9 protein-coding genes and 1 pseudogene are annotated in these 14786 nt (G+C 49.2%); 7 read left to right on the top strand and 3 right to left on the bottom strand.

Features of this window, described 5'->3' with window-relative positions:
• Nucleotides 1-215: 215 nt before the first annotated feature.
• Together BWI97_RS18230 and BWI97_RS18225 are read right to left on the bottom strand one after the other, a co-directional pair.
• The gene (locus BWI97_RS18230; protein WP_094808135.1) at nucleotides 216-1688 is read right to left on the bottom strand and encodes an amino acid permease; all 1473 of its coding nucleotides are present in this window, start codon (nucleotides 1686-1688) and stop codon (nucleotides 216-218) included.
• A 178-nt stretch (nucleotides 1689-1866) separates the two neighbouring features.
• Entirely contained in the window at nucleotides 1867-2640 is a 774-nt protein-coding gene (locus tag BWI97_RS18225) for a TerC family protein (RefSeq protein ID WP_094808134.1), read from the bottom strand.
• A gap of 274 nt (nucleotides 2641-2914) precedes the next feature.
• On the opposite strand from BWI97_RS18225, the gene BWI97_RS18220 reads away from it, so the two are divergent.
• The 4 genes from BWI97_RS18220 (at nucleotide 2915) to BWI97_RS29255 (ending at nucleotide 6729) form a co-directional block, all read left to right on the top strand.
• Nucleotides 2915-5032, top strand: coding sequence for a thioredoxin family protein (locus BWI97_RS18220; protein ID WP_102202250.1), 2118 nt, complete (start codon nucleotides 2915-2917; stop codon nucleotides 5030-5032).
• 48 nt (nucleotides 5033-5080) lie between these two features.
• The gene (locus tag BWI97_RS18215) at nucleotides 5081-5782 is read left to right on the top strand and encodes a L,D-transpeptidase (protein WP_102202249.1); all 702 of its coding nucleotides are present in this window, start codon (nucleotides 5081-5083) and stop codon (nucleotides 5780-5782) included.
• Between the two features lie 5 nt (nucleotides 5783-5787).
• Nucleotides 5788-6357, top strand: coding sequence for an RdgB/HAM1 family non-canonical purine NTP pyrophosphatase (gene rdgB, locus BWI97_RS18210; protein ID WP_102202285.1), 570 nt, complete (start codon nucleotides 5788-5790; stop codon nucleotides 6355-6357).
• Between the two features lie 324 nt (nucleotides 6358-6681).
• Nucleotides 6682-6729, top strand: coding sequence for a hypothetical protein (locus BWI97_RS29255; RefSeq protein ID WP_369679064.1), 48 nt, complete (start codon nucleotides 6682-6684; stop codon nucleotides 6727-6729).
• A 380-nt stretch (nucleotides 6730-7109) separates the two neighbouring features.
• Here BWI97_RS29255 and BWI97_RS29250 read toward each other — a convergent pair.
• Nucleotides 7110-7400, bottom strand: a pseudogene (locus tag BWI97_RS29250) (MlaD family protein); the annotation flags it as partial.
• A gap of 323 nt (nucleotides 7401-7723) precedes the next feature.
• Between BWI97_RS29250 and glyA the strand changes: the two are divergent.
• The 3 genes from glyA (at nucleotide 7724) to BWI97_RS18190 (ending at nucleotide 14768) form a co-directional block, all read left to right on the top strand.
• Nucleotides 7724-9019: a serine hydroxymethyltransferase gene (gene glyA, locus BWI97_RS18200; protein ID WP_102202248.1), complete on the top strand. Its 1296-nt coding sequence runs from the start codon at nucleotides 7724-7726 to the stop codon at nucleotides 9017-9019.
• Nucleotides 9020-9180: 161 nt separating this feature from the next.
• Complete coding sequence (tatC, locus tag BWI97_RS18195) at nucleotides 9181-10071, top strand: twin-arginine translocase subunit TatC (RefSeq protein WP_094808130.1); 891 nt, start codon at nucleotides 9181-9183, stop codon at nucleotides 10069-10071.
• Between the two features lie 746 nt (nucleotides 10072-10817).
• Entirely contained in the window at nucleotides 10818-14768 is a 3951-nt protein-coding gene (locus tag BWI97_RS18190) for a S8 family serine peptidase (protein WP_102202247.1), read from the top strand.
• Nucleotides 14769-14786: the final 18 nt, after the last annotated feature.

Below are 14786 nucleotides of genomic sequence, written 5' to 3'. Positions count from 1 at the left end.
AAATAGAATGCCGAAGCATACAGTGGCGGATGTTTTGCTGTACAAGATTGTGTTTGTACGGATGAATAACGAATGGTCAGCAAAATTTATTTGTGTAACGGGCCTGAACAATTGATTTTCAGTCGTATAACAAAAGAGCGACGCAGAATGATCTGCGTCGCCCAAATTTATTTTTTGTTCGGATGAAACGGTTCGCTTTCCGGTTTCAGTCCTGTTTATTTGCGTTGCAGTTTACTGCGACGAACACTGTACCCGAAGTAGATGACCAAACCGATACCCATCCAAACAATCAGACGCATCCAGTTTTCGTGACCTAAACCGTAGATCATCAGCAGACAGGTCAGAGCACCCAAAATGGGAACTACGGGTGAGAAAGGTGTTTTGAAAGGACGTTCGATATTCGGATCCGTTTTACGCATGATAACCACCCCAATCGATACCAGAACGAAGGCAAACAACGTACCGATACTGGTCATATCGCCTACGACATCACCCGGTACGAAAGCCGCGAAGATGCCTACGAATACGAAGAAAAGGAGGTTTGAGCGGTACGGCGTGCGGAATTTCGGGTGCAGTTGGCTAAATACTTTCGGCACCAGACCGTCATTAGCCATTGAGTAAAATACCCGTGACTGACCCAGCAACATCACCAGAATTACGGAAGAGAAACCGGCCAGAATGGCTACCGTAATCATCGTACCCAACCACTGATAATCGTGCATGTATTTCTGGATGGCGTATACAACCGAGGCTTCTTTACCAGCCGTCCGGAATTCGCTGTAATGAGCAACACCGGTCAGTACGTGACCAAACAGAATATACAGAATCGTACAAACCACCAGGGAAACCAGAATACCGATGGGCATATCCCGACTCGGATTTTTTGCTTCCTGAGCGGCCGTTGACACGGCATCAAAACCAATGAAAGCGAAGAATACGGTACCGGCCCCTCCGACAATCCCCCAGAAACCACCAAAGTCATGGGACACACCGGCTCCGTCCACTACCTTGGTTTCTTCAGGAATGTAAGGCATGTGGTTGGCCGGATTGATGTACTGCCAGCCTAAAGCGATAAACAGGATCACAATTGCCACTTTCAATACGACAATAACGGCATTAACCGTAGCCGATTCCTGTACGCCGCGAATGAGCAGCAAGGTTAAACAGAACAGGATGAATACGGCAGGAATATTCATGATTCCCTGCGTACCCAGTTCCGATACCTGAAAGGGAGAATGGCACCACTGATAGGGTATTTCGGTGCCAAATAAAGTCGCTAAGAGCTTATTCAGGTATTCCGACCAGGCAATGGAAACCGTGGCGGCTCCCAACGCATACTCAAGTACTAAATCCCAGCCAATCGTCCAGGCCACAAATTCACCCATGGTTGCGTACGAATACGTATAGGCAGATCCCGCAATGGGGATCATGGAAGCAAATTCAGCGTAACATAAACCGGCCAGAGCACAGCCCACGGCGGCTAAAATAAATGAAATCGTAACCGATGGACCTGCACTTTCGGCCGCCGCTGCTGCCGTACGTACGAAGAGTCCAGCTCCAATAATTGCACCAATCCCTAAAGCCACGAGGTTTCCAGCCGAGAGGGTCCGCTTGAGCGAGCCTTCGCCTGAGGCTTCGGCCTCGTTCAACAGTTGTTTCAGGGGTTTTTTTACCCAAATATTAGCCATACAAATGTTCCGTTAGGAGTAAATTTTAGAATGATGTTTGGTTTGTGAATGAAGCGGCAAATATTATTTGTCAAATATGCAAAAAAACAGAGCTTGGCCGCAAACGATCGCTCAATTTTTAAAGGATGCTTTTTTGCGTATAATCTGGGTTGAAGTCACGAAAATAGGTTGCAGAACATTACTCATCTGCTACCGTATGTCGTTTGGGAAAATTGAATAACCAGGAGGTCAGAATGGGTACCAAAAATAAAACGACCGTAGCAATGGATACGTACAAATCCGCTTCTTCGCTTTCCATAAAGTGACAAATGGCTGTTTCCTTGAAAAAGTGACAGGCCGCCGAAGACATCAGTTTCATACCCAGTAAACCGATGACCAGAAAGGCAATGCCTTCCAGAAACGGAAAACGCTCCATGAGTCGCACGAAAGACTGAGCCACAAACCGCATGGCCAGAATGCCGATGAAAACGCCCGTACAAATCAGGTAGATGTTGTCGGTAAAGGCTACCGCCGCGAAGACGTTGTCGATTGAAAAAGCCAGGTCCATCACTTCTACCAACGCTACTGTTGCCCAGAATTTACCCAGTAAGCCAATGGTATTGCGATACAACCAGGAATCCTTCTTCTCGATGTGTTCTTCTTCGTGGGGCTTGTCACGACTCAGGAAATAATTGAAGCACAGATACAGCAAATAGAGCCCGCCAATGGGTTTTAGCCACCATACTTTCACCAGCCAGGTAGCGGCAACTAAACAAATTCCCCGGAAGATATAGGCACCAATGATTCCGTACTTGAGGGCTTTCTTCCGCTGGTCCGGCGAAAGATCCATGACCATCGTGGCGAGTACAGCAGCGTTGTCTACGGAAAGTAAACTTTCAATCAGGATCAAATTTAAAATTACAAACCCGGCCGCTTCCAGATCATTGCCGAATAACTGGTGTAGAAAATCCATTATGGTTTTTGTAAGAGAAAATTGCGAGAGTTGCCCCTTACGCAAGGCAAATTTACGGCATCGAGCCCGAAAAGCTTCTTTCTTAAGCGATCCACCGGCAATTATTTGCTACCAATTGCGTCATATGCCTGATTAGAGCATACCTAAAACTAAACTATACTGACTTATTTTGCGTTGCCGAATCATTCAGGTACCATCAGACCCGATACGAATACTGAAGAGCCCCCACTCTATTCCTTCGTATTCGTACCATTATACGCTTTTAAGCTTCTTCATGAAAAAATTAGTAGTTCTCAGTCTTTGGATATGGACGGCCGTGGCCGCTCAGGCTCAGGTTGTCAAACCCTATAGCCTGAAATTTTCCCTGTCGAAAAATGAAGTAAAAGTGGGTGAAACCGTCGATATTCTCGTCGAAGCCGACGTGAATGAGGGCTGGCATATCTTCTCGCCCGATCAGGATCCGGACGTAGGCCCTTTACCCACGATACTCAAGCTCAAGAAAAATGACGCCTACGAAGCCGTGGGTAAACTTCGGACGACGAGCAAGCCCAAGGAAAAAATGGACGAGATTTTCGATGGAAAAGTCCGTTTTTTTGAAGGGAAGGCCACCTTTCGCCAGAGTGTCAAAATTTTAAAGGAAGGAGCCAAACTCGAAGGGAACATTGGTGGACAGGTTTGCCAGGACGATGGTTTGTGTATCCCCATCAATGATGGTGACTTTAATTTGAGCAAACTCAAGGTAATTGCCGCCGCTAACACAGCCGTACCGACCGAGACGGTCACTGCTACTCCAGCAACGACACCCCCAACGACTGCTTCGGCTCAGGATACGACGACGGCGGTCCCCGCTACCACGGCTGTAGCAACGGATACGAATACCACTACGGTTGAAAGTGCCGCTCCTGCGGTTGCTCCTACTAGCGAACCCGCCCCTGACAAACCTGCCAAAGGCGTTTCGTTTGGCGATTTAGTACTGGCCTTTCTAGCCGGACTAGCGGCAGTAGCCATGCCCTGCGTATACCCCATGATCCCGATGACGGTAGCCATGTTTACCAAACGCGTGGATTCGCGGGCGGAAGGAATTACGAAAGCCCTTTTCTACGGCTTATCGATCATTCTCATTTTTGCCTTCTTTGGTACGCTGATTTCCGCTTTGTTTGGAAGTGGTTTTACCAACTTCATCAGTACGCACTGGTTACCCAACGTATTCATTTTTACGATTTTCGTTCTGTTCTCACTTTCGTTCTTGGGAGCGTTTGAACTGACCTTACCGAGTGCTTTTGTGAATAAAGTAGACGCTCAGGCCGACAAAGGTGGCTGGGGTGGTATTTTCTTTATGGCCTTTGCTCAGGCTCTGGTTTCGTTCTCCTGTACCGCTCCGATCGTAGGTACGGCGGCCATTCTGGCGGCCAGCGGTAGTATCTGGGATTCGGCCTTACTGAACATCAGCTTCGGCACGGCCTTCGCTTTACCTTTCGTGGTGGCTGCGTTTATTCCCAGCTTCCTGAAAACCATGCCTAAATCCGGCGGCTGGCTGAACACGCTGAAAGTGCAGTTAGGTTTTCTGGAATTAGCCATTGCCCTGAAATTCCTGAGCGTACCCGATCAGACCTACCACTGGGGCCTGTTGAACCGGGAAGTATACCTTTCGCTCTGGATTGTCATTTTCACGTTGATGGGATTGAACCTGATTGGCAAAGTATTGATGTCGCACGATAGTCCAGTGGATCGGGTGTCGATTCCCCGGGTGTTGTTTGCGATTGTTATTTTCTCGTTTGCGGTTTATCTGGTCCCCGGCCTGTTTGGGGCTCCGCTCAAACCACTTTCGGGCCTGTTGCCTCCCGAAACTTCTCAGGAGTTTAACCTCCACCATAATACGCCGACCAGCAGTACACCAGCTTCGTCGGGTATACTTCCGGCTGATCGGAAATACGTGAGCTTCTTTAAATTGCCCCACGGCCTGGAAGGCTTTTTCGATTACCAGGAAGGCCTCGCCTACGCCAAGCAGGTGGGCAAACCCATCTTTATTGACTTTACGGGTCACGGTTGCGTGAACTGCCGGAAGATGGAGGAAACCGTCTGGAGTCAGCCGGAAGTACTGAAACGACTTCGGGAAGATTACATCATTGTTTCGCTGTACGTGGATGACAAAACGGAACTGCCCGAAAGCGAGCATTACACGTCGAAAGTAGATGGCAAGCAGAAAACGACCATCGGCGATCAGAACCTGGACTTTGAGATTGCCAAGTACAATTTCAACGCTCAGCCCCTCTACGTACTCATTGATCCAAACAATGATGCAAAGCCCCTGGTAAAAGCCGTCGCTTACGAACCCAATGTGGAAACGTTTGTGAAGTACCTGGATGAAGGGAAAGCGAAATTTCAGAAATAATATACGGGCCATTCGTCACTAGCGAATGGCCTTTTTCTTGTGTATTGCATGCAAAGACTCGTCTTTCTCCTACTGATCTGGAGCATCACCGGACAGGCCCAAACGCTAGATACGCAGCAATTGCTCGTTGTGACGACGCCTACGTTGACCAGCGTAACCGGAACATTGCGTACTTACGAATGGAATCAGATTCAGCAGCAATGGAAGCAAGCACGACCACCTCAGACTGTCGTCGTAGGAAAAAATGGACTAGCCTGGGATCGTAAACACCCGCTGGCTTCGCCCCCGTATAAACAGGAAGGCGATGGAAAAGCCCCCGCCGGTGTCTTCCGACTGGGTACAGCTTTTGGTACAGAACCCAAACCCGCTTCTCTCCACTGGCCGTATGTGCAAACCAATCGTTCCTGTTTCTGCGTGGACGATGCCCGTTCCCGGCATTACAATCAACTTGTCCATACCGATTCCGTACGTAAAGACTGGACATCGGCGGAACGCATGTTTATCCCTGATTACAAGTACGGCCTGGTACTTGCTTATAATACCGATTCACCGCAAGTGGGTGCAGGTTCCTGTATTTTTATGCACCTTTGGGAAAACCCTACGCACGGTACGGCGGGCTGTACAGCCATGACCGAGACGGATATGCTATCCCTTTTACGCTGGCTTGACCCGGTAAAAAAACCGTTATTGATTCAGATGCCGGAGCCGGATTACGACCGCTTAAAACGTTTATACGCTTTACCCGAATGACTGAAATGAAATTAGTAGTTGCTACCAACAACCGTCATAAGCTCGAAGAAATACAGGCTTTTCTCTCTCCCTCCATTCAGCTCTTAACCCTGGCTGACATTGGCTGTACCGAGGAATTACCCGAAACCGGTCGTACGCTGGAGGCTAATTCGCTGCAAAAAACCAAGTATCTGGCCGATTATTACCAGGTCGATTGCTTCGGCGATGATACCGGACTGGAGATCACAGCCCTTCAAGGCGAACCCGGCGTTGACTCGGCTTTTTACTCCGGTTCGCGGGATGCCCAAGCCAATATGCAGAAAGTGTTGACCCAACTACAGGGCATTACTGATCGCTCGGCTCGTTTCCGTACGGTGATTACACTCATCATTCAGGAAGAAATCTATCAGTTTGAAGGAATTGTGGAAGGAACCATTCTGGAAGCTCCGCAGGGGGAACAGGGATTTGGCTACGATCCTATTTTCGTACCCGAAGGCTACGATCGCAGTTTCGCCCAAATGAGTGTTGCCGAGAAAAATGCCATCAATCACCGGACCCGGGCGGTTGCGAAGATGGTGGAGTTTTTGAATCAGTAGCGATTTCCAGTAGTCGATCATCCTTAGGTTAACTCATAAAAAAGGCGGCAAGAATAGATTCTTGCCGCCTTTTTTAATACGGATGAAAGGGATAAGCCCTATTGCTCTGCTTACTTCTCTCCATTGCCCAGCGTATCACCTGCGGCTTTATTCTTCTTTTTACCCCCTCCAAATACCGAGAAGTGTACGTACCGTTTGGGTTGTTGGCGTAAGTCTACCAGCAGTTTATCCAGATCTTTGATAGACTGGTTCATGTTGGTATACAACTGATCGTCTTTCAACAGTTTTCCTGCCGTACCCTGACCATTTTGCAAACTCTGTAACATGGCCTGCAATTCGGCTACGGTCTGGTTGGCCTTGGCTACCGTCTGACCCAAGCGTAACGCATTGAGTGAATCGGCAAACGTATTGGCTTTAGCCATAATGGGCTGAATACTTTTCTCCGTTTCAACCAGCTGAGCCGAAAGGCGATTCAAATTTCCGGTAATGGAAGAAAGATTTTTCCGGTTCTCGTTGAGTGTCGCCCGTAATGCTAAACCCGTCTGATCCACATTGGAAAGCAGTTGATTCAGTACATCGCCCGTTTGTTTAAAGCGGGAAACGACTACGTTCAGGTTACGAATCAGCGAATCCGCATCCGTCATGATGGGCAAGGCTTTATCCTGTAAAGCCGCCGTCAGACCTGCCTGTTTGGATGACTTCAGGGTATCGCCGGGCACAATCGCCGTACCCTTGCCGATTTGGAGCTGAATGACTTTTCCACCGATCAATCCATTATCCCCCAACGCGGCTACGGTATTGTTCGTCAGCGGAATTTCCTGATCCAGGGTCAGTACCACCAGAATCTTATTATTGCGATCGGTAAGAATGCGGGTTTCCTTTACTCGCCCTACGGCTACCCCATTCAGCATCACCTGATTAGAGGCCGTCAGACCGTCTACACTATCATAGAGAGCGTAAAAATCGCGGGAAGAAGAAAACAAATCGGAACCCTTTAGAAAGTTAAATCCGAAATATAAAATGACGCCCGAGACGAGGGTCATCAATCCAACCTTAATTTCTTTAGACATGGCTTTTTTCAATGTTCAGTAAACAATAGTCAGGCGTTGTTGAAGGTTCGAACGCTATAGGGCTGACTATTCCGACAGAAAACTCCCAAAAGTAGCCGATAAGCGGGAAATTGCAGAACGTGTTTATAAAAACACTGAGCCAGCCGCAAGAAACCCACGCGTATTTGGCAAGCTTAGCTTTCCGGTGTACCTTTGTGTTTCGCTATCCTTCTTGGTCCTTGGGAAGGACAATTAGCTGACTTTCAGCTAATTTTTTAGCTAATCGACTCATCTTTTTACAACCAGCTTTTTTGCCCATGTCAACGGTCACCGCTTCCCGCATTGAACGCGACACCCAACTTTTCGATCTCATTGAGAAAGAAGCTCATCGCCAGGAATACGGCATCGAACTGATTGCTTCCGAAAACTTTACCTCTAAGCAGGTGATGGAAGCTCAGGGAAGTGTTCTGACGAATAAATACGCTGAAGGTTTGCCTGGTAAACGTTACTACGGCGGATGCGAAGTCGTTGATCAGGTTGAACAACTCGCTATTGATCGGGCGAAAGAATTGTTCGGAGCTAGCTGGGCGAACGTACAACCGCACTCCGGAGCACAGGCGAACGCTGCCGTTTTCCTTTCGTTCCTGAATCCCGGTGATAAAATTTTAGGCTTTAGCCTAGCCCACGGTGGTCACCTTTCGCACGGTTCGCCGGTCAACTTTTCCGGAAAATATTTCCAGCCCTTCTTCTACGGTGTAGAACAGGAGACGGGTTTGATTGACTGGGATAAAGTAGAAGAAATTGCATTGCGGGAACGTCCCCGTCTGTTGATTTGCGGAGCTTCGGCGTACTCACGTGATTGGGATTACGTTCGTCTGCGGGCCATTGCCGATCAGATTGGTGCTTTATTGCTGGCTGATATTTCGCACCCTTCAGCCCTGATTGCCAAAGGCTTGCTGAACAATCCAATGGAACATTGCCACATTGTAACCACGACGACGCACAAAACGCTGCGTGGTCCTCGCGGTGGTCTGATTCTGGTTGGAAAAGACTTCGAAAATCCCTTCGGTATTAAGTCGCCCAAAGGTGAACTCCGTACGATGACGAGTCTGCTGGATTCAGCCGTATTCCCCGGTACGCAGGGTGGTCCGCTGGAACACGTAATCGCAGCAAAAGCCGTAGCCTTTGGTGAAGCTTTGACGGAAGAATTCGGCGAATACGCTCTCCAAGTAAAGAAAAACGCTCAGGTGATGGCTCAGGCTTTCATCGATAAAGGATACCAGATCAGCTCCGGCGGTACAGACAATCACCTCATGCTGATTGACCTGCGTCCGAAAGGCTGGACGGGTAAACTGGCCGAAAATACGCTGATTAAAGCTGACATTACGGTTAACAAAAACATGGTACCCTTCGACGACAAGTCACCCTTCGTAACTTCCGGTATGCGGGTAGGTACGGCGGCTATGACGACGCGTGGATTGAAAGAAAATGATATGCTGCAAATTGTGGAGTGGATCGACGACGTACTCACCCACAACGATAACGACAGCTACCTGGCTGAAGTGAAGAAAAAGGTAAACGCTTGGACGGAAAACTTCCCGCTATACCGTTAAAATAAGCTTACGTGTGAAGATCGTTTGAAACAGTTGAGAAGGCTTTGAAGTTTCTTCAAACAAACTGCTTCAAACGATCTTTACGTTTATAGAGGTGGTTCGTTTTGCGTAACATACGAACCTGTTTACATTTGATCATTACACCTACTAACTGAGATACAATGCCTCTGGATCAACACTGGGACGAACAAGAGGAAGAAGGCGGCGGCGAAATGACCTTCATTGAACATTTGGAGGAACTTCGCTGGCACATCATCCGGGCACTCGCAGCAATTATCATTTTTACCGTTTTAGCTTTCGTTTTTAAAACCGAACTGTGGAATGGCGTTATTCTAGCTCCCAGTCGCCCCGATTTCTGGACTTACCGTAAACTTTGTGAATTCGCCGAAGTGGTAAGTGCTCCCGATTTGTGCGTTAAAAAAATTGACTTCATCCTGATTAACCGGGAGATGACAGGTCAGTTTATGATGGCCATTACGTATTCCTTTTTCATTGGTCTATCGCTGGCTTTTCCGTACGCTTTTTGGGAACTCTGGCGATTCATCAGGCCCGGCTTACGCGACGTCGAAGTCAGTGCCTCCCGTGGAGCGGTATTCTGGGTAACCTTCCTGTTTTTCTGCGGTGTACTTTTCGGCTATTACGTGGTAAGTCCGCTGGCGATCAACTTCCTGGCTGACTTTAAAATCGATGAATCCATTGAAAACCAAGTGGATATTTCCTCGTACGTAAGTTTGCTGGTGATGATGGTACTGGCCTGCGGACTCACGTTCCAGTTACCCATGATCATCTTCGTACTCTCGCAAGTAGGCGTAATGACGCCCAAATTCATGCGGGAATACCGGAAGCACGCGTTCATCGTGATTCTGATTATTGCGGCAATCATTACGCCTTCGCCGGATATCTTTAGCCAGTTGCTGGTAACGGCTCCGCTGCTCCTGCTCTACGAAATCAGTATTTTCGTTTCGGCTCGGGTCAATAACAAGCGGGAAAAAGCTCGGTTAGCCAGCGAAATTGCCGAAGAAAACGAGATGCGTTTCCGTAATAATCAATAAGGTATTTTTATATGCTAAAAAGCCTTCGATGTAGGTCGAAGGCTTTTTTTATGTCTTTTATTGGATGTGTTTTTTATGATGGTTTAATTTATAGAATAAGAAGTCCGATTTTAATAGACTGTTTTTCGTGCCGCGGAGACGGCTGGTTTTTTAGTTCTATCGCGAACGCCCCTGACTTCCTCTTGCTCTAGGCCACCGCATTGCCGAGGAAGTAGGCGGCTTTTCGCGATAGAACGGGGATCGGGTTTATGTCGTCCATCAAGGTGTTCGACTATAGTTAAACAACTGAAAATCATCAACCAATAACTATTGTCAGAAGATGAAAACCTCTCCTGCCCCTGAGCAACGGAGTAACCTGTCTTGCCCATTCCATGGGGGCCATCCTATGGGGGAAACAATGCGTTGGCCCTGAGCTAAGCTAGACAGTTACGGAGAGGTCCAGCCTGGAAGGCTCAGGGGCTACCGAACAGACAGTAAGAAGTATCCAAACTCCGTCTAAGTGAATAACAAAGTTCCAAAAGAGTAAAACGCTGTGGAATGGAAAGAGGCTACTAGCCAACCATGCTTGCCGGACCAAACTTAATTTGTTCAAGTTGCCACAAATAAACCACCTCTAAACGATAACCCTTTACCCCACTTTACCTTTTTCCACCCACGAGTCTTATCCACATTCGCTTACTCATCACCTTACGCAACGCCCGCTGATTGAACGGCGTATTCCTAATAGAACCGCTTCCTGCCCGGACATGAAAAAACTTGTATTACTTGGCTTAAGCTTCTTTGCCTTACCCTGGGTATGGGCTCAGAAACCGATTTCTTTATATACGAATACTACCACCAAACAACTCGAAAAATCCGCTCGTCAGGTAGCGGATGCGGAACAACAGTCGTACACCAGAGCCTTAAGCTTAGCTCAGAAACGAGGCTGGTTCATTGAAAAGATGTACGCCAACGGTCGCCGCGTGAAATTGCAGGGACTGGATGCTCTGGGAGAACCCATCTACCTCAGTACCTTTTCAAACGTGGTAGCCGCCGCCACTACGCGTACCAATACCCTGCAAACGGGCGGAAGTCTGGGCCTCAACCTGACCGGGGGTAGTAGTCGGATGAGTGGACGTCTGGGTATCTGGGATGGTGGTGCCGTGCGTCTGGATCACGTAGAACTGACCGGGAGAGTAACCCAGGTAGATAACGCAACGACGGCCAATGCTCACGCTACTCACGTATCGGGTACGATGATCGCCACGGGTGTGAATCCGGCGGCGAAGGGAATGGCGACGGGGGCTTCGCTACGAGCCTGGGACTTTACCAATGATCTTTCAGAAATTACGGGGGCCGCCTCGGGTCTACTTATCTCCAACCACTCCTACGGACAACTGGCCGGCTGGGATCTGGATGAAGATGGTACGACCTGGCGTTGGTACGGCAGCGATGCCGTCAGCGAAACGGAAGATTATAAGTTCGGTTACTACGATTCGAAAGCTCAATCGCTCGACAGGCTGGCCGTTAACACGCCGAATTACCTGATCTGTTTTTCAGCCGGAAATTCAAGGGATGCCGCAGGCACGAACAAACCCGCCGATGGAGCTTCGTATAACCTGGGTTCGGGTTCGACCACCAGTACGAAAGTCCGTAAAAGCAATGGAGCTTTTGATAATATCCCGACCTATAGTACGGCTAAGAATATTCTCACCGTCGGAGCCGTAGGTGGCCTTCCCAATGGAATCAATCAGGCTTCTGATATTCAACAGGCTTCGTTTAGTAGCTCCGGTCCTACCGATGATGGCCGTATCAAACCCGATATTATGGGCGATGGCGTGGGTCTGCTCTCGTCTACTTCCACGGCAACGGATGCGTATACAACCTTATCCGGTACGTCGATGGCTTCGCCCAACGTATCGGGTAGTTTGTTTTTATTACAGGAATTATACGGGCAACTGAATGATAACCAGTTTATGCGTTCCTCGACGCTAAAAGGGCTGGTTATTCATACGGCTGAAGACGCCGGAAATCCTGGTCCGGATTATAGTTTCGGTTGGGGATTACTCAATGCAGAAAAGGCCGCTACGGTGCTGTTAAACACGGATAAAAGCCATTCGGTGACGGAACGTCAGCTCACTTCCGGCCAAACGTATACGCAGCAGGTAATCGCCTCGGGTCGTGGTCCACTAACCGTTACCATTACCTGGATTGACCCCGAAGCTACGCCAGTCGCCATCGGTCCATCGGCTTTAAATAGCCGTACACCCCGGCTGGTCAATGATTTAGATATTCGGATTTCCGATGGTACGACGACTTACCAGCCCTATATACTCGATCCCAATAACCCTACGCAGGCGGCTACTACGGGCGACAACATTCTGGATAATGTGGAGAAAATCTACATCGCCAATCCCATTCCTGGTCGGACCTATACCGTAACAGTCACGCATAAGAACAATTTGCAGGGCGGTACTCAGGCCTATAGCCTCCTGATGAGTGGCGTGGGTGGTACCGCCTATTGTTCTGCTCTGGCAACTACTACCAACGTTAGTAAAATCAGTAAGGTCGTTTTCGGAAACTTCAGCCGTACCCTGCCCGATGGCTGCGGTAGTAATCAGGTATATACGGATCAGGTCGCTGAAATTTCAGTGGGACAAACTCTTTCGTATGAAATTTCAGTAGCCAACTGCAATGGCCAGAACACGCAGAAAACGGTTCGGATGTTTGCAGACTGGAACCTCGACGGCGATTTTGACGATAGCAATGAAACACTGGCGACGTCCGGTACCCTGACGAGTGGAGGCGTGTTCAACGGTTCCCTCATCATTCCGTCTACGGTTCGTGTAGGACAACTTATTCCACTACGCATCATTAGCCGGGAAGGCACCACCGCCCCTACGGCCTGCGGTAACTACACGGCTGGGCAAACGCAGGAATACCAGCTCAAAGTAGTAAAACCCGCCCGGGACGCGGGCGTAACGGCATTGCTTTCCCCCGAAAATAACTTTTGTCCAAATGGCGGTATCGCTCTTCAGGTCGCGGTGCAGAACTTTGGTACCGAAGCTCAAGTGAACGTACCCGTTACGGCACAGATCAGTGATGGCACTACGGTCGTTGCTACGTTGCGGGGACAGGTGAGCCTCAATGCTTTTCAGCAGAAAAATGTCTGGCTTACCAGCGATTTCACGGCTACAGCCAATAAAAGCTATACGATTACGGTACGTACGGAATTGGAAGGGGATCAGCTGAGTACGAACAATGCCCTTACCCAAATCCGTACGACCGCTGCCGTCATTGCTCCACAAGCGACGGCTCAAACCTGCGGTACCGATGGGAAAGTGACGCTTCGGAATACGGCCACGGGTACGGCCTTCTGGTATGATGCTCCCAGCGGTGGTAATCTGATTGCTATTGGAAATGCTACTTCACTGGAACAGAAACCTGCGTCCGGAACCGTGTACGTAAGCCTGAACGAATTCAGCAGCACGGTAGGACCCGCGACTAAATCGGTTTTTGCGGGAGGTGGATATAACCAGTTTTCACCCGCCCTGACGGTACGGGCGGAGGTTCCGGTTGTACTGGAAAGTGCCCGGCTGTACATTGGCAACTCCGGGAAAATTACGTTTACGGCCGTGAATGCAGCCGGAAGGAATGTCTCCAGCGTAACCCTGGACGTTACCGCTACTAGAAACCCCGCCGCCGCCGGAGCCAGTACTGACGATCCCAACGATACCGGAGCGGTCTACCCCTTGAACCTGACTCTGCCCGAAGCGGGTAATTACCAGATCCAGATTTCGTATGCGAATGGGGCTACAATTTACCGGAACCTGAGCAGCAGTACAAAACCTTATCCCTTCTCCCTGCCTAACGTCTTTTCAATTACCGGAAATACGGCCGGTTCGGCTGCCAACACCTATTACTACTACCTGTATGAGTTGAAAGTACGGGCGAACGGATGTACGAGTAGTCGTCTGGCCGTTCCCATTACTTCGGGTGCCGTGACTTCACCCGCCCGAATTACAGCCGGAGCGAATGCCATTCTTTGTCAGAACAGTTCATTGACCTTACAAGCCAACACGGGTACGGGTTTCGTCTACCAGTGGTACCGCGAGAATCAGCCTATTTCGGGAGCTACCGGAGCTACGGTTACGGTCACACAGGCCGGTAACTACACCGTTCGCGTATCCGAAGCTTCGGGTTGTGAAACTACGTCTTCGCCGACCAGCGTTCAGGTACAGGCCGTTTCCGTCCCAACTATTGCCCGGGAAGAACTCAAACTTACTTCCTCTCAGGCAACGGGTTATCAATGGTACCGCAACGGAACCTTGATTGCGGGAGCCACTAATCAGAATTATCTGGTGGGGCAGTCCGGGTCGTACACCGTGCAAACCACAAATGCTGCAGGATGTACGGCCATCTCCGAACCCACTACCGTAACCATTACCGCCCTTGCTGAGCAAACGCAGTTCCTCTTTACGTTACAACCTAATCCCGCTCAGGAACGCATTCGCATTACCTATCAGGCCGTTGGTCTTCAACAGGCAACAGCCCGAATTTACAGCAGTGACGGAAAGCTGCTTTCTACACAAAGCATAACCGTTGAGGGAAATCTTTATCAGACCGATGTGGAGGTAACGCACTGGGCTCCGGGCCTGTATCTGGTGCAGCTTTCGGATGGGAATCGAGTCGTCAGCAAGCGATTTATTAAAAACTAAATACATAACCACAAAAAA

Source organism: Siphonobacter sp. BAB-5405 (assembly GCF_002872335.1).
Taxonomy (GTDB): Bacteria; Bacteroidota; Bacteroidia; order Cytophagales; family Spirosomataceae; genus Siphonobacter.
This window is presented reverse-complemented; position numbering and strand designations above follow the sequence as displayed.

What these genes read in the sequence shown, in the direction of transcription:
- BWI97_RS18230 (WP_094808135.1), bottom strand. Translation starts at nt 1,688, where the DNA reads ATGGCTAATATTTGGGTAAAAAAACCCCTGAAACAACTGTTGAACGAG.
- BWI97_RS18225 (WP_094808134.1), bottom strand. Translation starts at nt 2,640, where the DNA reads ATGGATTTTCTACACCAGTTATTCGGCAATGATCTGGAAGCGGCCGGG.
- BWI97_RS18220 (WP_102202250.1), top strand. Translation starts at nt 2,915, where the DNA reads ATGAAAAAATTAGTAGTTCTCAGTCTTTGGATATGGACGGCCGTGGCC.
- BWI97_RS18215 (WP_102202249.1), top strand. Translation starts at nt 5,081, where the DNA reads ATGCAAAGACTCGTCTTTCTCCTACTGATCTGGAGCATCACCGGACAG.
- rdgB (WP_102202285.1), top strand. Translation starts at nt 5,788, where the DNA reads ATGAAATTAGTAGTTGCTACCAACAACCGTCATAAGCTCGAAGAAATA.
- glyA (WP_102202248.1), top strand. Translation starts at nt 7,724, where the DNA reads ATGTCAACGGTCACCGCTTCCCGCATTGAACGCGACACCCAACTTTTC.
- tatC (WP_094808130.1), top strand. Translation starts at nt 9,181, where the DNA reads ATGCCTCTGGATCAACACTGGGACGAACAAGAGGAAGAAGGCGGCGGC.
- BWI97_RS18190 (WP_102202247.1), top strand. Translation starts at nt 10,818, where the DNA reads ATGAAAAAACTTGTATTACTTGGCTTAAGCTTCTTTGCCTTACCCTGG.